Raw genomic sequence first — 17903 nt, 5'->3', positions numbered from 1 at the left:
TTTAAACAGGCCCACACCCATTGCTAAGGATTCTACGGTGGCAGTGGCGACTGCTCCTGTAGCCGCCACTGCCACCGGGGTAGCACGTGTGCCGATTATCCAGCGTCGTGGGGGTACCCCCGTCATTGCGGTGAACTTCAATGGCAGACGATATCCCATGATTTTGGATACCGGAGCCAGCCATACGCACATTACCCGAGCCATGGCCAATGATTTGGGTATTAATGTGGTTGGTCAGGCATCGGTGGCAACGGCCAGCAATAGTCGTGCCGTTGTTGATGTGGGCTATGTAGAATCCATTAGTGTTGGCAACATTACCCATCGCAACCTGCCCGTGAGTATTGGTGATGCTGTGCCTATTGGGTTGTTAGGAAATGATGTCTACAAAAATTTTGATGTCATTTTGCAGGTGAACTCTGTAGAGTTTCGGCCCCGTTAATTCTGCAAAGGCAAAGGGGGCTTCCCCCTGAGGGTCGATTCCCATGTCATGAATGTTAGAGCTAATATAACCTGAGTGTAGGAATATAAGGACAATGATTAGATGCCTTCATATTCCATCACCCCACCCGATACATTGATTCTCCTTGTAGCTTTTCAAAAGCTAATTGTTTTACCAACGCGCTGCCATGTCTGAGCTTCGCATCGTTTCGCTAATTCCCAGCGCTACAGAAATTGTTATCCACCTAGGATTTGGAGAGTCACTGGTGGGTCGTTCCCACGCCTGTGACTTTCCGCCGGAGGTGCAGAAATTGCCAGTGTGTACGTCCCCGAGTTTTGATCCCACGGGCAAAAGCCAAGAAATTCATGACCGGGTCAGCGAACTGCTGCATCGAGGGCTGAGTGTCTATAACGTCAATGTGGAGAGGCTACAGGAGCTGCGTCCCACACACATTTTGACCCAAGACCAATGTGAGGTTTGTGCTGCCAGTCTGTCCGATGTGAAAAAGGCGGTTGCCCAGATCATTGATCCCCAGCCTGAAATTATTTCTTTAAAGCCTCAAATCTTAGCCGACCTGTGGGACGATCTCCGGCGGGTGGCAACATCATTAGATGCAAACAATGGAGATGCGATCGCAGATCTCACCATTGCGCAACTCCAGGGGCGACTCCAGGAGTGCTTGGCAAAGGTGCCAGCCAAGTTACCCCAACCCACCGTTGCCTGTCTAGAGTGGACCGATCCGTTGATGGGGGCAGGCAACTGGGTGCCAGAATTAGTGTCCATGGCGGGCGGTCATCCTTTATTTGGGAAAGTGGGGCGTCATTCTCCCTGGCTGCCTTGGGACGATCTCAATGCGGCTGAGCCAGATATATTAGTGGTGATGCCCTGTGGTTACGATCTGCAACAGGGCCGTCAATCGGTGGATCAGCTCACCCAAATGTCTTCCTGGCAAAATCTAAAAGCGGTTAAAGATGGCCGTATCTTTTTGGTGGATGGCAATCAATACTTCAATCGACCGGGACCCCGTTTAGTGGATTCTCTGGAGATTTTGGCGGAGATTCTGCACCCGGATGAGTGTTCCTTTGGGTATGCGATGAAGGCGTGGAAAATTTATTAGGGTCGCAAGAGTTATTTGTTATTGGTCCTTGGTTATTCGTTAGTTGCTGTTTGTTAAGTATTAGCCTAATTGCGGCAATCAACTAATAACCAATAACTAGGAACTAGGAACTAAGTACTAAAGTGCTGATACCCCTGTCCTTGATCCAATCGAATATTAGGCCCATGGTTCACATCGTCAATGAGTCGAATTTCATTGGCCGCAGTGGTCTGACCAATAATCTGACTGCCAGGTAGTTTGTTGACAAAAGCCTTGGCAATATCTGGTGGTAGGCTCAGCAACAGCTCAAAATCTTCGCCGCCGTAGAGGGTCCAGTTTTCGGCGGTCGGTTGCCCGACTGCTTCGGTTAAACCGGGGGGAATCGGTAGCTGCGATCGCAAAACTTTTGCCCCCACCTGACTCTGATGGCAGATTTGAATGACAGCGTCTGCCAGACCGTCGCTGGTGTCCATGGCAGCGATATTGCCGAAATCTTGTAGCTGTAAGTGTAGGGCTGCGATCGCGTCAAACCTGGGCACAGGTCGTTGGTGGGCTTTAATCCATGACTGGGCTGCCGAGCCTGATCCCTTGAGTTCATCTAGTTCATCTAACAGTAGGGCTAAGCCTGCACGGGAGGCCCCATGAATACCAGTAGTCACAAGGGTTTGGTTGACTTGGGCGCGACTGCGATAAATAGCTTGATGCTGGGGGACGATACCTAAGGCGGTAATGGCTAAACTGCGCTGGTTGCCTCGGCAGAGGTCGCCACCGATAATGGCACCGCCATATTTTTCTAAACAGTTATGCATCCCCTCATATAGCGCTTCGACCCAGCCCCAAGGTGTAGCTGGCGGTAGGGTGAGACCGATAGTGATGCCCATGGACCTGGCACCCATGGCTGCCAGGTCCGACAGGTTAACGGCGACAGCCCGCCAGCCGAGGGCATTGGGGGATAGGGTGCGATCGCAAAAATGTACCCCCTCAATTAAGACATCTGAGGTAACCACTAGCTGTTCACCAGCCGGTAACGACTGCACAGCGCCGTCATCACCAACGACGGCTGCGCAATACTGACGCAGCCGTTTGAGGATTTCGTGCTCACCTAGTTGAGCAAGGGTGATGCCAGCGGTGCTCAAACCTTTGGTTCAACCAAATTATCTAAACCATTCACCACCTTAGCGGAGATGATTTTGCCGCCCTGGCGGCCCATGTGATCCAGGGCATCCTGCCCTTCAATGGTGTAGCCAAATACCGCATAGCGACCATCCAGCAGATTGAGCCCGGCGGGTGTTAACTCTGGCTCAAATAAGAAGAAAAAGAATTGGGACGATCCTCCATCTGGCTCAGACTCAGGACGGGCCATGGCCAGGGCACCAAACGAGTTAAACGGTAGTACAGGCTTTTCTAGAAAACGTCCTAGTTCTTCCAGTGTGGCTCCATAGGTGGGTTTTTCATCACCTTCCACCAAAATTTCTAGCGGAATAGCACGATATTTCTGGGTTTTTGGATCAATAAACCCAGCTTCAGGACCGTCTGGGTCACCCGTTTGTAACACATAGTTTTCTTCAGCTCGGTCAAAGGTCATGCCGTCATAAAAACCCCGCTTCACCAAGTCCACGAAGTTGCCCGCAGTAATGGGTGCACTGTAACCGTCAACAACTACGATTACGGGGCCTTCATTGGTCTTAAATTCGATGGTGGCGCGACCTTTCAATTGAGGAAGGTTGTCATACTCGGTCGGTACTTCGTAGGGAAAGCCCTTCACCATTAAGTATTCCAGGTCACCGATGGTATTGAGGGTGACTCGTCGACTTGCCCACAGGGTTTCTAAGTCCTTGGTTTTGACCGCCTTCTCCATTACTTCCAGTTGACTATCCATCTTTTCCAGCAACGGGTCAGCCATGGAGCGCCGCTCTTCAGGAATTGCTTCGACAATGGCCGCACGCTTACGATGAATTAGCTTTGACGATTGGTAAATATCCCGCTTTGCTCGGCCCCACTGTTTTGTACGTAATGCATAGTTCAAACCTTCTAACTTATCCTGAACCTTTCGAATCTCAGGACTATCAATGGGTAGGGCATAGCGTAATAGAGCATTAGGGTCAGTAATGGCATCACCAGGGGGTAGATAAGCAACTGGTAAGGCTACTGAAGGGATGGGACCAGCCTGGGCAGACGGCACTAAAAACCAACCCATGCTGAGGAAAAAACTAAAACCGACGCCTAAAAGACCCGCAAGAGCGGCCTGAAAGCTGTATTGAAAACGAGCCATAGTTGTAAATTAACGACAACGGCGTGACAAACCTTTACGATCTTGCCATAGTGTGGCTCGTCTCAGATAGTTCCTGTTAGGGAGCTAAACGTCTTGTACCCCCGACTGCATTGGCCATACTATTCAACCGTACGGGGAAATGACCACTGGGCTGTACAATAAGGGCCGACTATCAACCCCTGACTATCAACTAACCTACTGTCTGCCAGCACCATGATTTCTAGTAACGATTTTCGTACCGGCACTAGCATTGAACTTGATGGCTCCGTGTGGCGAGTGGTGGAGTTTCTCCACGTAAAACCTGGGAAAGGGGCAGCATTTGTACGCACTAAGCTGAAAAATGTGCAATCGGGTAGCGTTGTTGAGCGTACCTTTCGCGCTGGGGAGACCGTTCCTCAGGCTATTTTGGAAAAAAGCGTGATGCAGCACACCTATCGCGATGGTGAGCAGTACGTGTTTATGGATATGGAAACCTATGATGAAGCCCAGCTCTCGGCAGAGCAGATTGGGACTCAGGTGAAGTATCTCAAGGAAGAAATGGAGGTTACCGTTCTGCGCTGGAATGGCCAGGTTTTGGAGGTGGATTTGCCGAACTCGGTCGTTTTAGAAGTGACAGAAACGGATCCTGGTGTGAAAGGGGATACAGCGACTGGCGGTACCAAGCCTGCAAAAGTTGAAACCGGTGCCCAGGTGATGGTACCTCTGTTTATCTCAATTGGTGAACGCATCAAGATTGACACTCGTAATGATTCCTATCTCGGTCGAGAATAGGTTTGGGGGGTGCTCAGTGCCCTATGGTTAGGTTTTGCAATTTTTGTGTCTATTTCAATGCTAGATTGCCTTAGTTAGGTTCTGTGGGTTAGGCGTCTCTAATCGTTTATTTGGAGTGTACATAGTGGATTTGGATTTTAGTGAGCTTCGTCAGCTAGTTGCCGCTCTCGATCAAACGGATATTGCTGAGCTGACGCTTAAAAATCCTCAGTTTGAGCTCACCCTGCGTAAAGCGACTGCTCCCAGTCAATCGGTGGTACTGTCTTCGGATGCTACTGTATCTGCTGCTGCTATACCGTCCGTTGCACCAATGATGGCATCGCCACCTGCTACAGGTGCTGCTGCTACAGAGCCCGCTGCACCACCTGTGTCTAGTCCATCCGATTTGTATGAGATTACGTCTCCCATGGTGGGCACCTTTTATCGTTCTCCAGCTCCTGATGAGTCTCCGTTTGTCGACACAGGCGATCGCATCAAACCCGGTCAAACAGTCTGCATCATTGAAGCGATGAAGCTGATGAACGAACTGGAAGCTGAAGTATCTGGTGAGATTGTAGAAATCTTAGTTCAGAATGCTGAACCGGTTGAGTTTGGTCAGCCCCTGATGCGAGTAAAGCAGAGTTAATCGGCGGGGGGTGGGACGCACAGCACCTGGATAGGGTTTTTAATAATCATGGGCGTTGCTGACCTCTGGGTTGGTTTTACCGGTGGTGTGCTTCTTAACAACCGACCCGTTTATAGAAATATCCTTGCACACAGTAACTTAATAATTTGTCTAAGGTGTATGGGGAAATCTCTTGATTTTCTGCCTACTTGTCTGGATTGCTATGATGTAGACTACCTAGAAAGGTTCTGCCTTTAGTAGACTTGGGCATTCTTTACACAGATGCCGGTCTATTGCAGGTACTTAGTTTATGCCTTAGGCAAGCCACTAAACTAGCTCTATTCAATTAGTTTTTCGTTCAAGAAGGAGGTGTGCCCTCGGTAGAGATATGCCAGATGTCCAGCTCTAAAGCCGCTTAGTTAAATGGGTTTAACAACCGTCGTTAAACAAACAGGTGGTACGTGTACGGCATTGTGTATTGATCAAAAGGAGAGAAGCATGCAAGATACCCCTCGACAGCTCATTCAACGTGAATCAGAGTCCCGCGCCTGCAAAGCTCCGAAACAAACACGGCTCTACAAACGCTTAGAAGAAGCTCTCCACAGTGGTAGTGAAGTCTGGTTTCGAATGCCAGGAACACGATTAGTCGGCATCCCTATTTATTTAGACAGTGACTACGTGGAAGTCGTAGATGTGGATGTCGCAGAAGGTTATGAGGATGATGAATTACCAGATGATCCTTATCAACGGACGGTGTGGCTGATTCGTTTAGCTGAGATTAGTGCTATTTCCTACGCGACAGATCGCTGGTCGAAGGATCGATTTGAGCGATTATTAGACCAAAGTGACTCTGAACAATAGCTTTAGGACCTTCTAAGGAGAGAAGTAAAGATATTGCTGATCATCGGGATGACCTTTAGCAGCAATGGCTCTAGCTCGGTTCATCCCCTAAATCAGCAATTGCGAAGTGAATTGGTTTGAGTTTTGGGTTTTTTCAACTACCTCTAAAGACCTGAAGCTCAAACCTTGTTTATGCTTAATGGTTATTTGGAAAATGTTTTGTGCTAGGTTTCTTCTCAAGCTGATGGAGAAACTGACGTAGTGTGAGAGTTTTTTGAATTAGTTGGCTGATTGAGAGTGCGGAAATAGCGGCTACCTATGACTAGCCAGAACAATACATAGGCGAGTAACTGTAATAGGTAGATGCGATCGCGATAACCCAGCAGCACTTTCAAAACAACGCCTGGAAATTCTTTATCTGGCAAGATTTGGCTAGTGTTCCAGATTTGAGGCCCCAATACACAAGACTGTTGAAACCCAAGACAGAGGTCAACCGATAAGCTGTTGAATTGACTGATAGTGGCAAAGGTAATATCGATGTTGCGGCAAACTGAAACTACCAGGCCTGAGATAATTAACAACAGCAATATACCCATAACTTGAAAAAACAGCTTCAAGTTAATGCGAATGCCCCATTTAAATAATCCAAAGCCAATGAATGTTGCTCCCAACAGCCCCATAACAACTCCTAATAAGTTGTCAGTTAATGTTTGGGACTGGGTAAACAAGAATAAAACTGTTTCAAATCCTTCTCTTAATACCGCGATACAAACCAAACTAAAAATACTGAGACCTGCAGATTCATTGCCAAGGGCATTGGTGACAGTTTGATTAATCTCTGTTTTAAGGGTTCTGGCCTGGCGGGTCATCCACAGCAGCATCCAGCTCAGCATAATAATGGCGACACTGCCAAACAGAATGCCCAGGATCGGTTTCAATAGAGCTTCAGCATTGGGCATAACATACTGCACCTGCTGCAGTCCTAAGCCTAAAAATGAGCCTATTAAAATGCTGCCTATTATCCCAGCGGCCACGCCTCCAAAAACCCATTGATTTAGGTCCATTTTGCCAGCCTTATTCAGGCAGGCTAATACAATCCCGACCACTAGTGCGGCTTCTACGCCTTCACGCAGGGTGACGATAGCGACTGGTATAGCGGAGGCAATGTCCATGGGTAGTGGAAAATGTTGAGCATAAAGCTTGGATGGTATCTATTATGCCGTGTTGCTGTAATCTGCCCATGCCTGATTGTACTGTCAGGCTAATCCTATTTCCTGAAGGCGTTGCTGTAGATATTGTCCGGCTGTTTGGGTGGGAAACTTAGGTGTGCCGCCTGTGCGTTGGATGCAATTGGGGAGCGGTGTGAGATCAAAGTCTGGTCGTGGATGCATAAAGAATGGCAGAGAAAATCGACGATCTCGACCATCCATATTGACCACTCGATGCGTTGTGCTTTTGAACACGCCATTACTCAAGGCCTGCAGCATATCTCCAGTATCCACAATAATCTGACCTGGCAAGGACTCAATGGTAAGCCAGCTGCCGTCTGCTTGCAAGAGTTCCAAGCCAGGTCCAGTGGATTCACATAGCAGGGTGATCAGATTAATGTCCTCATGGGGAGCCGCCCTCAGACTTTTGGGAGGGATAGTCTCTGGTAACGGTGGGTAGTGCAGTATTCGTAAAATGCTTTTTCCTTGCCTAGCCTCTTTATCAAAGAAGTTTGCGGGCAAGTCTAGATAAAGGGCACAGGCTTTTAATAAGTCAGCTGCGCAGGCTTCTAGCTCTCGATATAGCGCTGACATTAACGGCTGAAATGTCGGTACTTCTTGGGGCCAGGGGTTGGCCAGTTCTGCTTCACGCCCCACATGCCAGAACTCTTTGAGATCAGGAGCATCGCTATCTTTTGCATGTTCTTGACCAAAGCGAGTAAAACCACGCTGTTGATTAATGTCTGGTCGTTCGTAGTTTTGTTTAGTCGCTTCTGGCAGTGTAAAGAAATTAGCTGCCGCATCGTAGGCAGATTTAATTAAACTGCCTACGATGCCATGGTTTTCTAGAGCAAAAAAGCCCACAGTTTTTAACGCTTGGCCCAAGGCGAGGACGAATTCCTGCTGTTGGCCAGGTGAACCATGGAGGAACGTTTGTCGGTCTAAGGCAGGCAGGATGGCGGTGGTCATAAAAACGGAGAAGGCAGAAGGGCACAGAATAAAAGCATAGAGGGTGAGCACTGCCCACCCGGCTAGGAAGCTTAACTATAAAGGTCAGAAAATAAATTCTAGGAAAAAGGCTCTTAGGTAATGAAGTCTAATGTGGGGAAATATAGCCTGGTGATAGATATTGCGCCAGAAACATAGAACATTTAGCTATGAAACAGCGACTCAACCTATTAGGTCTATTGAGCATTGGCGTGTTAGGGGTTAGTTTATTCGGCCTAACCTCATCAGTCAAAGCTCAGTCCACGCTACGTTTGAATTACGATACGTCATCTTTTGAAAATCTAGAGCTGACAGGGAGTGATGTGGGAGTGCGCGTTAGTTATACCCACTACCGTGAGCTTGAGGCGTCGGACGAAAACAATCTCAGCTATCAGCTGCTTTATCAGGGTGAAGAGCAGGAACTGGTCGATACCCTGGCTTGGACATTTGCTGAGTTTCAGTTGCAAGATTTGAATAATGACGGTACTGAAGAAATTATTGTGCGTAACTATTCTGGGGGTGCCCATTGCTGTACGAATACAACAATTCACCGCTGGACTGGTGAAGCATTTGCCAGTATAGAGACTGGTTATCTAGATGGGATAGGTCCTGATATTGCAGATGTTAACGGTGATGGCTATGTGGAAATGGCTGTGCCTCATCAGGCGTTTCTCTACAGGTTTGGCAGTTACGCTGAGTCATTTCCACCGGTTACGTTTTTCACTTATCGTGATGGGGAACTTATCGATACTACACGACAATTTCCAGAGCAAATTCGAGAACAAATAGAGACTTTGCAAAGCGTCTTTGTGAGAGTTCGAGAAGAGGATGATTATGTGTCTAACAGTTTGTTGGCTAGCTATGTGGCTCAACATGCTGTGCTAAATGAAGATTTTGATGCTGCCTGGCAGTTTATGCTCGACAACTACGATCGTGAGGCGACCTGGGGGCTACAAATCTATGAGGAGGGAGAACAGGTGGGTGCACATCCGGATTTCCCGACGGCATTACGGGCATTTTTAATTGAAATCGGTTATTTAGGTGAGGATGGATTGCCGATTGCAGCCGATGAGTTGGGGTGATTATCTCCATTGCAATGCGCTCCTATTGGTCGATATCACATTGGCGTCCGATTACTAAGCGCCCATCTGCCAGCCGATAGGTTCCCTGGGGCTCGGCAACTGCGGTTTCTGGTGTCGCAGGTATAGGCTGCACGGTTTCCAGGCTATAGGTGCTTGGAGAATTGCCAGGTTGTTCTTCTAAGCTGTCGCTACCTGTGACTGTAAAGCTACTATCTGTGTCGTTGGTGCGCACAACGCAGCTGTTGGAAACCAAGGTCTCAGGATTAACTAAATTGTCAGGCAGTTCGTTAAGACTGTCTTCAATAAAACTGACATCGGCCAATGAGATTGTTCCAGAGGCGATTCCTCCAGTGGCATTGATGTCGACACGATCGTTGTTATCTAAAGTTCGTGGGTCGGTGCCAGGTGGTGCAAACTGAAAGTTTTGGCCAAAGAAAGCTGTTTCACTCAGGTCTACGTCACCCCCACGACCATCGGCTGCAAATGCAAGAATATCGCTGTCATCTAGAGCGACTAACGCATTGGCTCTAATCGTAATGTTGCCACCATTGTTTTCTCCGGAGTCCACAAAGGTTTGAATATCGCTATCTCCAAAGAGAAGAATAGAACCCGCATTAATTTGGATTTGACCACCAGCATTTTGTTCAGCATTGGTGGCGATCGTACCGTTTTTGGCTGTGAGCCGATTGCGAATAGTAAGTAAAATATTGCCCGAAGCTCCTTCGCCTAAACTACCAGAAGATAAAACTGCTCCATCATTAAGTTCAAGCTGAGCTGCTTCTAACTGGACATTCCCTCCCTTACCGTTACCGTTGGCCTCAATACTTGTAAATGCGCCGCTAACAATAGTATCTACAGGACTACTACCTTCAAATCGAGCAATCTCATCAATCAGAAGAAGGATACTACCTGCATTGCCAGTACCGAAGACACTTGCACCTAGCTGAGCACCGTTAACCACCTCAAGATTTCGTGCCCGGATGCGGACATCTCCACCAGTTCCTTCCCCGTTGGGTTCAATATTACTAAATGTGCCGCTAGGACTACTGTTATTGATAGGATTAATTCCCTCAAATCGAGCGGTCTCATCAATCAGGAGAATGACGTTGCCTGCATCGCCAGCGCCAAAGACACCTGCACTGAGCTGAGCCCCATCGAGTACCTCGAGATTTCGTGCCTGAATACGTACATCTCCAGCAGTTCCATTGCCATTAGGGTCAATATTGCTAGATGCGCCACTAGCACTGCTATCCTCAGAGTCAATCCCCTTAAATCGAGCGGTCTCATCAATCAGTAAAACGACATTTCCTGCATTGCCGATACCAGAAGTACCTGCACTAAGCTGGGCCCCGTTGAGCACTTCGAGATTCTGTGACCGAATGCGCACACCCCCACCAGCTCCTTTACCATTAGGCTCAATACTGGTAAATGCGCCGCTAATACTAGTATCTATAGGATTAACTCCTTCAAATTGAGCGGTCTCATCAATGAGGAGAATGACACTACCTGCATCTCCAATGCCAAAGGTGCTTGCAACGAGCTGAGCCCCGTCGAGTACTTCGAGATTACGCGCTTGGATTCGCACATCTCCACCTATTCCTTCACCATTGATCCCAATATTGCTAAATGTTCCGCTAGGACTGCCAGACCTAGAATTGACTCCTTCAAATTGAGCGGTCTCATCAATGAGGAGAATGACACTACCTGCAATGCCTGCGCCGAAGATTCCTGTACTCAGCTGAGCTCCATCGAGCACTTCAAGATTTCGTGCCTGGATGCGTACATCCCCACCTGTGCCTTTAGCATTAGGTTCAATACTGCTAAACGCCCCGCTGGCACTACTACCATCTCTAGAGTCAATCCCCTGAAATCGAGCGGTCTCATCAATGAGGAGAATGACATTGCCTGCATCGCCGGTGCCGAAGGTACTGGCACTAAGTTCAGCCCCATTAAGTACCTCAATATTACGTGCCTGGATACGAACATCTCCCCCCCTGCCTTCAGCACTAGATGCAATACGGCTAAATGCTCCGCTAGCGCTGCCATCCCTAGAGTCAGTCCCCTTAAATCGAGCGGTCTCATCAATGAGGATAATGACGTTGCCAGCATTGCCAGTGCCGAAGGTACTGGCACTAAGTTCAGCCCCATTAAGTACCTCAATATTACGTGCCTGGATGCGCACATTCCCGCCCGTGCCTTGGCTATTGACTGAAATACTGCTAAAAGCTCCACTAGGAAAGCTGTTTCTTAGATTAATACCCTCAAATCGAACAGTTTCTAGAATGTTAAGAATGACGTCTCCACCCTGACCATTACCAAAAACTAAGCTGTTCAGTTGTGCGCCATTCAATACATTTAGAGCAGTTGCTGTAATTCGAACATTACCAGACGATCCAGTTCCCCCTAGAGCTAAACTGTTAAATATTCCAGTTTCACGGGTACCATCTATACCGTCAAAAGTAACAACGCCATCAGCAACAAGCACGATATCTTGTACATCTATTGCAGCCGCTGTAGAAATAAAGCTATTCAGAACATCAATATTATTGCGGGCATCCAGATAAACAGCTCCGCCTGCTCCAGTAAAGTTTCTTACATCAATACCATCACCGAAGATGCCTGTTCCATTTATCAAGATGTCTCCAGGCAATGTCTGAGAAGCAGGTTCATACTGATTAGTTAACAGTACTAAACCATTGGGTGCATCTATAGAACCCATTTGAGATCTCAAGAATCGGCAGCAAGTCGCTTGAGCATTAGTCTAACGAAGCAAAAGTCCATCTGCACCTTAGCGTTGTCCAACGTTCTCTCAAAGTTCTTCGTCAGGCTCTTACATCGTTCCATCCAAGCATTGGAGCGCTCAATTACCCACCTGACGGCAACAGGAACAAAGCCTGTTTTTCCTTGCGCAGCCTTCTCTGCTTTCGATGGCTTTGGAGAAAGCTCAAATCTGATTTTGCGCATGATGCCTGGATAGACCGACTGAAGTGTCTCAGTCAGCTTGTCTAAGTGGTAGCCGTTGTCTAACAAGACGGTAATCTTCGGGATGTTGACCGGTTTGGATTTAAAGTACTCAAGGTTGAGTATCAGCAGCATCAACAAGCCGACATCATCCGAAACATTTGCTGGCGTACACAGCGTGAAGAATGGAAATCCCAGCGTATCAACAACTAGATGCCGCTTGATCCCGTTCGTGGCTTTGTAGAAACAAAAGCCTTTTGAATCCACGCTAGCAGTACAGGTATTCTTCACCGCTTGTGAGTCTGCCATCATTAGGGTCGTCCATTTTGATTTTTTTTTACTTGTTTTCGCACGTGTCCATGTAGCAACGTCATCAGCTTCTCAAACGAGCCTGCTTTGCGCCACTGGTTGTAATGCCAGAACACGGTTGAATAGGGCGGCAGATCCTTGGGTAGGTCTTCCCAATTACAGCCGTTCTTAAGCTGATAGAGCATCCCATCGATCAGCTCTCGATAGCTCCAACGGAGAGGCTTTGTCCTTTTCTTCTGAGGCAAGACCTCTGGCAACAGAGGTTCGAGGATTTCCCATTCGGCATCGGTCAGACTGCTCGAGTATGCCATGATAGCCACGGTAGACGATGCTCTGTATTTTCGCGTATCTGACAAAAGATCTCAAATGGGCTCTATAAGTCGAACCAGAACAGTAAAGGCCAACTAACTGTTGCTAGAGGAATTTCAGAGATTAAAGAAGATTACTCCTCTTCAAGGGATCACCTGACTTCTTCTCTATTAAGAAAGCGTTTCCCACCCCTTCATTATCACCTCACCACCCACCAGCCCCATGGACACCCTTCGCTCACAATTCGATACCATTACATCCCTAACCCATATCGACCAGGCTTGCCGGCTGAACCAATCAATCAGCGACGATGGCGAGAGCAGCATCTTCGAATTCAAAGGAACGGCGGGTGATAGAACGAAGTTCAATAAAGATGATAAGAAAAAGTTCGCCAAAGAGATCAGTGCCTTTGCAAACACCTATGGAGGCATTCTTTGTATTCATAAAGGTGGAGATACCTCTATCGAGCCATTTGAGTCGTCAGAAGTCGCTTCCCTTCAGACTCCCCTCGAAGGCTGGCTTCGTGATTCGCTAGAGCCACCACTACAAGGGATAGAACTTAAGGCGTGTGAGGGGGTCTTTCTCGTGTATATCCCACAGAGTCTGACAAAGCCTCACAGGTCAGCTCTGGATAGGGACTATTACTATCGACATAACACCTTGAGTCAGTCAATGAGTGAGGTGATGATCTCGGCAATGTATAGGAGCCAGGATTATTTGTCTACGAGTTTGTCTATTACCCTGGGTAATCATAATAACACAAATTTAAGTTTGACTTTGGAATTGCAAAATGAATCGATGGTAGCAGGGACAAAACCACGGATAGTTACCCAGATCTTTTCATCACAGATAGGTATGTTTGAGCCTGCTGCTTTCATTACCAATAAGCACTTCGAATTTCTTACTGAGTCCCCTATTATCCCTTTCGTTAATGTTCCAGGACTTTATACCAATGGCATGATAAGCACTACGGATAAATTTCAAGAGCGGATTCTATACCCAAAAGATCATTTCCGCTTAACCTGTTTTTTGCGTCCCCGAAAACCGGATTTTACGGTATCACCTGCTAGGTTTTTCATAGTTCGTGTAGACTTCTGCTTCTTAGAAATTCCGCGACAAATAAGATACTCTCTCATTCGTACGGATAGGTGGATGCCTGGGGGGAGTGTTGTAGGGGACATTATCGAGACCGGCTCAGAGCAAGATGAAGCTAAGATTCTCCAAAAGTACCTAGACGCAATCTCAGCTGATGAAGTCAGTACTTCTCCCAGTGAGGTGGAGTCATAGGGAGTAGGCGAATAGCTCGTCCCTTGCCTGCTCCTACCTCACCTCTTCTGATTAACCAGGACGAGGGTGTACGTGAGGACTTACTGGTCGTGGGCTTCCATTGATGAATGCTCTCATTCTCCCTCAAGATGTTATCCAGTCGTTGAATTATTTTTTGCTATCTCAAATTTCTAAGATGCAGATTATACTTCCGGTGGGCTTTGGTGCGTGAATAAGGTAGCTGCGGAGCCATAGAAGCCGGTAAAGTGCAGTTACCACACAAACACGGTACCGATGAAACGCCCCTACAAACTCCGCAACTGGTCTGAGTATAACGCCGCCTTGGTGAAGCGAGGAAGTCTGACCTTATGGCTGAGTGATGAGGTGATTGCCGGGTGGAAAACCACTCAAAAGACAGAGAAACCTGGAGCCTCCAAGGAGTACAGTGACTTAGCCATTCAAACGTTATTGACCTTCAAAGTGATTTATGGGCTGGCCTTACGTCAAACAATTGGCTTTGCGGGGTCTATCTTCGAGCTGATGGGAGTATCGGTCGAGTTACCGGTGCATACAACCCTGTCGCGTCGCCAAAAGACGCTAACGATTGACGTACCGACTAAGCCTGCATCCGGTGGTCGTCATGTGGTGGTCGATAGTACGGGTATTAAAGTGTATGGAGAAGGGGAATGGAAAACCCGTCAGCACGGGGTGAGTAAACGTCGTACCTGGCTCAAACTACATTTGGGGGTCGATGAGCACACCGGAGAGATTCTGGCTGCCGTCGTCACCTCAAATTCAATGAGTGATGGCGAGGTGTTGCCAGATCTATTGGACCAAATTCCAGACGATATTGACCAAGTGAGTGCCGATGGGGCCTACGACCGCACCTATTGCTACGATGCCATTGATGAGCGCGAAGCAACCGCAGCCATTCCTCCCCGGAAGGATGCCAAAATTTGGTTCCATGGCAATCGCAAGGGGGACCCTCATCCGCGCGACGAAAACCTACGAGCTATTCGCAAAAAGGGACGGTCTACCTGGAAAGAAGAGATTAACTATCATCGACGGTCTTTGAGTGAAACCATGATGTATCGACTCAAAACCATTTTCACAGGTGACGTGTCTGCACGATGTATTGAGAATCAAACGACAGAATTACTGTTGGAATGTTCAATTATCAACCAGTTCACTCACTTGGGGATGCCGGACAGCTACCCTGTTGAAGGCTAAGATCGACCTCCTAAAGGACTGATCTGTCTGACAGAATATTCACGCATTCACGCACCAAAGCCTCTTAGAGACGAAGATTGCACAAGCCTTGCCAGTTCCTCGTTAGGGCTGCATCAATATACAGCACCCTTTAACTCTAATGGGATGCGCCCTTCAAGATATCGGCAAATTATCAGTACCTGTAGGGATAGCAGTGCATCCCTACAGGGTCATGTCTAATACGGTCCAAACATAAAATTAGCGGGTTCCGTCGGCTCCCTGCTGTAGTAAAAGTCTTTTAGGGCCAAGATTTATTGCTGGTAAAGCACCAGGACGAGATTTATAACACCCGATATGCTCCAGTCCCCGCATCAAACGTCAAGCCACGTTCTGCTTTTTGACCCGTAAATGCCCGCGCAAAAATCTCTTTAATTCTCTCATTCTGTAGCGCGCTATCATCCGTAAAATAATTATGGTGCGCAACAATATTCGCCGCATCGGTAAAATCTAAATACGTTGCATTGCGTGCTGTCAAATTTCGGGGCCAATGACCCAAACGTGCTTTTTGTTCATCCCCAGCCAACGCCTTAGACGCCAACAGAGCCGCATCATCTTCATTAATGGTGATAAACAATCTATTGCGAAAACGCACCCGATTAACCCAGTCGGCATGGCCTTCATTGTTCACATCAGCAGCCAGCATCACAATGTTGTCAAATAACAGAGTCTCTCCCTGATAAATCGATGATGACAACAACCGCTTAAACAGATAATTACCCATGCTGTGCAGCGCCAGGCTAAACTTGCGTTTACAAGCCTGCTCTGCATATTTCTTGAAGTAATCTGCCAGCTTCTCAAAGCATCGGTCCAATGCTCCAATGGACAAGGCTGCATCGCGCTTATCATCCTGATAGCTAGATAGCCCCTCAAGGGTTCCCCCCCCGTTAGACGGCCAGGTAAACATGATGACCTCAAGGTTATACAGCTTCTCAATGGCATAGGCACTCTCTAATGCATCACCAAAGTCTGTATTGAATCCATGGACAAAAAAGAGTGCACTGGTATGATTTTGGCGCATCCGCTGCTGTGCCTTTAAAAAGGCAGCTTCGCTAGCCCACATGTCTTCACCGTTATACGTAGTACGGTCATCCAAAATATTGACCTGCCAACTACCACCAACCTTTTGCGCCTCCGCCAGCCGTAGTTCATTAGGCCCCTTCTGGTTAAATCTAGGCCCAAATCGTTCTTCTGGGTTGGCATCTGGCTGTAGATTTCGATTGGTCACTACATACATTAGGCAATCTCCTGAATGCTCACGCTGATTCTACGCGGATCTCCACAGGCATCACCCCATTCTCCGGATGAAGCATCAGAGCGTAATGATCTGTATAGGGTGGAAAGTTGGGATAATTGCGATCGCAGTTGCCGATACGCTATAGCCAGAGTACTCGTAATACTCCATTGTCAGCATTCACTTAGCCTTATGGGCAGATCTGCTTGACCCACCTATTATTATTCCTGCCACGCTATAGCCAAGCTGATCGCTTAAACTCGCTGCAAATATTGATAATCTTCATTTTTTAAGCAGTCTAATAGCTCAATCAGCTTCTTCAGGCGATAAACCAACTCTGATTGCAAACTTCCTTCCTCTAACTGCAGCAGAACCTGCTTACTATGAAGGACAACAGACTCTGTGAAAAACTCTACAAAGGTTTTTCGTGTCGATGGAGCTAGCTGCACAAGTGGCAACGTAAGTTGTTCACCATTGATAGATAGATCCGTAGCAGTTTCCTCACCAATACGAGCAAAATCAGTGCGTGCAAGCCATAGTAAAAACGTATCGGCCACCTCTACCCGACACATCGGCTGCTTATCGTCACTAAAAAATTCGATATCTAACATGGCCTATAACGCTATCTGCCTTGAGTATGCCGCAACTAGACAAGCAACGTATGGTGGCAAGAAAACACTTTTTATAGTCAGTGTTCTAACAATAGAACATTTTTGTCATTGCTGCCGCTACTTCTTACTAAAGTTAGGACCCTCCTCAGGACTCACCATGGGACTTTATTCAGGTTGAGACGTTATCCAGGTATTAGACACCACCAATATTAAATAAAAGCGATCGCAGCCTGGAAATACCGGGTCGATAGACAGCAGGATACTCTCTGGACAATCATGCCTTGCGCTACTCCTAATATAGCGAGGACCATCAGACAGAGGGCCCTATAGTTTTGAAATTCCCTTTAAAAGCATAAAGCGCTCCTCAATTGAGGAGCGCTTTACAGGCTAAATCAAATTAGCAAATTGCAACTAGATCACGACGACTACGCGTTGATGGAAGGAGCAACCATAGCAACAGGAGCCGCTTCACCAGCCGCCAAGTCTAGAGGGAAGTTGTGAGCATTACGCTCGTGCATTACTTCCATACCTAGGTTGGCACGGTTGATCACATCAGCCCAAGTGCTAACGACACGACCCTGAGAGTCGATGATGGACTGGTTGAAGTTGAATCCGTTCAGGTTGAACGCCATCGTGGAGATACCTAGA

General features: G+C 47.6%; 17 protein-coding genes and 1 pseudogene. 8 read left to right on the top strand and 10 right to left on the bottom strand.

The features are described from left to right. Both DXZ20_RS05160 and DXZ20_RS05155 read left to right on the top strand, forming a co-directional pair. The coding region (locus DXZ20_RS05160) for a retropepsin-like aspartic protease family protein (RefSeq protein WP_250565635.1) at positions 1 to 439 on the top strand (439 nt) is incomplete at its 5' end. Positions 440 to 626: 187 nt separating this feature from the next. Beyond that, positions 627 to 1556, top strand: coding sequence for a cobalamin-binding protein (locus DXZ20_RS05155; protein WP_163665423.1), 930 nt, complete (start codon positions 627 to 629; stop codon positions 1554 to 1556). Positions 1557 to 1666: 110 nt separating this feature from the next. Here the strand turns inward: DXZ20_RS05155 and thiL are convergent, their stop codons facing one another. Beyond that, a complete protein-coding gene (gene thiL, locus DXZ20_RS05150) occupies positions 1667 to 2671 on the bottom strand; it encodes a thiamine-phosphate kinase (protein ID WP_250565634.1) in 1005 nt (334 codons plus the stop codon). Then, a complete protein-coding gene (locus tag DXZ20_RS05145) occupies positions 2668 to 3807 on the bottom strand; it encodes a peptidylprolyl isomerase (RefSeq protein ID WP_163696840.1) in 1140 nt (379 codons plus the stop codon). The genes thiL and DXZ20_RS05145 overlap by 4 nt, the downstream gene beginning before the upstream one ends. A 213-nt stretch (positions 3808 to 4020) precedes the next feature. Here DXZ20_RS05145 and efp point away from each other — a divergent pair, with 213 nt between their 5' ends. From efp to DXZ20_RS05130, 3 genes are all read left to right on the top strand, one after another. Then, positions 4021 to 4578, top strand: a complete 558-nt coding sequence (gene efp, locus DXZ20_RS05140; RefSeq protein ID WP_163665419.1) for an elongation factor P — start codon at positions 4021 to 4023, stop codon at positions 4576 to 4578. A 124-nt stretch (positions 4579 to 4702) separates the two neighbouring features. Beyond that, positions 4703 to 5203, top strand: a complete 501-nt coding sequence (gene accB, locus DXZ20_RS05135; protein WP_163696838.1) for an acetyl-CoA carboxylase biotin carboxyl carrier protein — start codon at positions 4703 to 4705, stop codon at positions 5201 to 5203. Positions 5204 to 5680: 477 nt separating this feature from the next. After that, complete coding sequence (locus DXZ20_RS05130; protein WP_163665415.1) at positions 5681 to 6043, top strand: hypothetical protein; 363 nt, start codon at positions 5681 to 5683, stop codon at positions 6041 to 6043. A 215-nt stretch (positions 6044 to 6258) separates the two neighbouring features. Here DXZ20_RS05130 and DXZ20_RS05125 read toward each other — a convergent pair whose 3' ends face one another. Further along, positions 6259 to 7194 carry an FTR1 family iron permease gene (locus tag DXZ20_RS05125; protein WP_163696836.1) on the bottom strand — a complete coding sequence of 312 codons (936 nt, stop codon included), beginning with the start codon at positions 7192 to 7194 and terminating at the stop codon, positions 6259 to 6261. 84 nt (positions 7195 to 7278) lie between these two features. Beyond that, complete coding sequence (locus tag DXZ20_RS05120; protein ID WP_163696834.1) at positions 7279 to 8199, bottom strand: isopenicillin N synthase family dioxygenase; 921 nt, start codon at positions 8197 to 8199, stop codon at positions 7279 to 7281. A 188-nt stretch (positions 8200 to 8387) separates the two neighbouring features. Here DXZ20_RS05120 and DXZ20_RS05115 point away from each other — a divergent pair, with 188 nt between their 5' ends. After that, positions 8388 to 9299, top strand: coding sequence for an FG-GAP repeat domain-containing protein (locus tag DXZ20_RS05115; protein ID WP_163696832.1), 912 nt, complete (start codon positions 8388 to 8390; stop codon positions 9297 to 9299). 22 nt (positions 9300 to 9321) lie between these two features. On the opposite strand, the gene DXZ20_RS05110 is transcribed toward DXZ20_RS05115, so the two are convergent. Genes DXZ20_RS05110 through DXZ20_RS05100 form a run of 3 tightly spaced genes read right to left on the bottom strand, consistent with a single transcriptional unit; the run spans position 9322 to position 12880 of the window. Further along, positions 9322 to 12018, bottom strand: coding sequence for a beta strand repeat-containing protein (locus DXZ20_RS05110; protein ID WP_163696830.1), 2697 nt, complete (start codon positions 12016 to 12018; stop codon positions 9322 to 9324). Positions 12019 to 12026: 8 nt separating this feature from the next. After that, positions 12027 to 12569: a transposase gene (locus DXZ20_RS05105; RefSeq protein WP_163703406.1), complete on the bottom strand. Its 543-nt coding sequence runs from the start codon at positions 12567 to 12569 to the stop codon at positions 12027 to 12029. A gap of 2 nt (positions 12570 to 12571) precedes the next feature. Then, a complete protein-coding gene (locus DXZ20_RS05100; RefSeq protein ID WP_163696828.1) occupies positions 12572 to 12880 on the bottom strand; it encodes a transposase in 309 nt (102 codons plus the stop codon). A 220-nt stretch (positions 12881 to 13100) separates the two neighbouring features. On the opposite strand from DXZ20_RS05100, the gene DXZ20_RS05095 reads away from it, so the two are divergent. Both DXZ20_RS05095 and DXZ20_RS05090 read left to right on the top strand, forming a co-directional pair. Next, positions 13101 to 14165, top strand: coding sequence for an AlbA family DNA-binding domain-containing protein (locus DXZ20_RS05095; protein ID WP_163696826.1), 1065 nt, complete (start codon positions 13101 to 13103; stop codon positions 14163 to 14165). A 273-nt stretch (positions 14166 to 14438) separates the two neighbouring features. Then, complete coding sequence (locus tag DXZ20_RS05090; protein WP_163696824.1) at positions 14439 to 15374, top strand: IS5 family transposase; 936 nt, start codon at positions 14439 to 14441, stop codon at positions 15372 to 15374. Positions 15375 to 15693: 319 nt separating this feature from the next. Here the strand turns inward: DXZ20_RS05090 and DXZ20_RS05085 are convergent, their stop codons facing one another. From DXZ20_RS05085 to DXZ20_RS05075, 3 genes and pseudogenes are all read right to left on the bottom strand, one after another. Then, positions 15694 to 16647: an alpha/beta hydrolase gene (locus DXZ20_RS05085; protein ID WP_163696821.1), complete on the bottom strand. Its 954-nt coding sequence runs from the start codon at positions 16645 to 16647 to the stop codon at positions 15694 to 15696. Positions 16648 to 16898: 251 nt separating this feature from the next. Beyond that, positions 16899 to 17255, bottom strand: a complete 357-nt coding sequence (locus DXZ20_RS05080; RefSeq protein ID WP_163659409.1) for a hypothetical protein — start codon at positions 17253 to 17255, stop codon at positions 16899 to 16901. Between the two features lie 425 nt (positions 17256 to 17680). Then, positions 17681 to 17903 (bottom strand): annotated as a pseudogene (locus DXZ20_RS05075) (photosystem II q(b) protein); the annotation flags it as partial.

This window comes from Adonisia turfae CCMR0081 (assembly GCF_011009555.1).
GTDB classification, from domain to species: Bacteria; Cyanobacteriota; Cyanobacteriia; order Phormidesmidales; family Phormidesmidaceae; genus Leptothoe; species Leptothoe turfae.
Note: the sequence above shows the minus strand (reverse complement) of the source record. Positions and strands in the feature narration are given on the sequence as shown.

What these genes read in the sequence shown, in the direction of transcription:
- DXZ20_RS05155 (WP_163665423.1), top strand. Translation starts at nt 627, where the DNA reads ATGTCTGAGCTTCGCATCGTTTCGCTAATTCCCAGCGCTACAGAAATT.
- DXZ20_RS05145 (WP_163696840.1), bottom strand. Translation starts at nt 3,807, where the DNA reads ATGGCTCGTTTTCAATACAGCTTTCAGGCCGCTCTTGCGGGTCTTTTA.
- efp (WP_163665419.1), top strand. Translation starts at nt 4,021, where the DNA reads ATGATTTCTAGTAACGATTTTCGTACCGGCACTAGCATTGAACTTGAT.
- DXZ20_RS05130 (WP_163665415.1), top strand. Translation starts at nt 5,681, where the DNA reads ATGCAAGATACCCCTCGACAGCTCATTCAACGTGAATCAGAGTCCCGC.
- DXZ20_RS05125 (WP_163696836.1), bottom strand. Translation starts at nt 7,194, where the DNA reads ATGGACATTGCCTCCGCTATACCAGTCGCTATCGTCACCCTGCGTGAA.
- DXZ20_RS05120 (WP_163696834.1), bottom strand. Translation starts at nt 8,199, where the DNA reads ATGACCACCGCCATCCTGCCTGCCTTAGACCGACAAACGTTCCTCCAT.
- DXZ20_RS05115 (WP_163696832.1), top strand. Translation starts at nt 8,388, where the DNA reads ATGAAACAGCGACTCAACCTATTAGGTCTATTGAGCATTGGCGTGTTA.
- DXZ20_RS05110 (WP_163696830.1), bottom strand. Translation starts at nt 12,018, where the DNA reads ATGGGTTCTATAGATGCACCCAATGGTTTAGTACTGTTAACTAATCAG.
- DXZ20_RS05105 (WP_163703406.1), bottom strand. Translation starts at nt 12,569, where the DNA reads ATGGCAGACTCACAAGCGGTGAAGAATACCTGTACTGCTAGCGTGGAT.
- DXZ20_RS05100 (WP_163696828.1), bottom strand. Translation starts at nt 12,880, where the DNA reads ATGGCATACTCGAGCAGTCTGACCGATGCCGAATGGGAAATCCTCGAA.
- DXZ20_RS05095 (WP_163696826.1), top strand. Translation starts at nt 13,101, where the DNA reads ATGGACACCCTTCGCTCACAATTCGATACCATTACATCCCTAACCCAT.
- DXZ20_RS05090 (WP_163696824.1), top strand. Translation starts at nt 14,439, where the DNA reads ATGAAACGCCCCTACAAACTCCGCAACTGGTCTGAGTATAACGCCGCC.
- DXZ20_RS05085 (WP_163696821.1), bottom strand. Translation starts at nt 16,647, where the DNA reads ATGTATGTAGTGACCAATCGAAATCTACAGCCAGATGCCAACCCAGAA.
- DXZ20_RS05080 (WP_163659409.1), bottom strand. Translation starts at nt 17,255, where the DNA reads ATGTTAGATATCGAATTTTTTAGTGACGATAAGCAGCCGATGTGTCGG.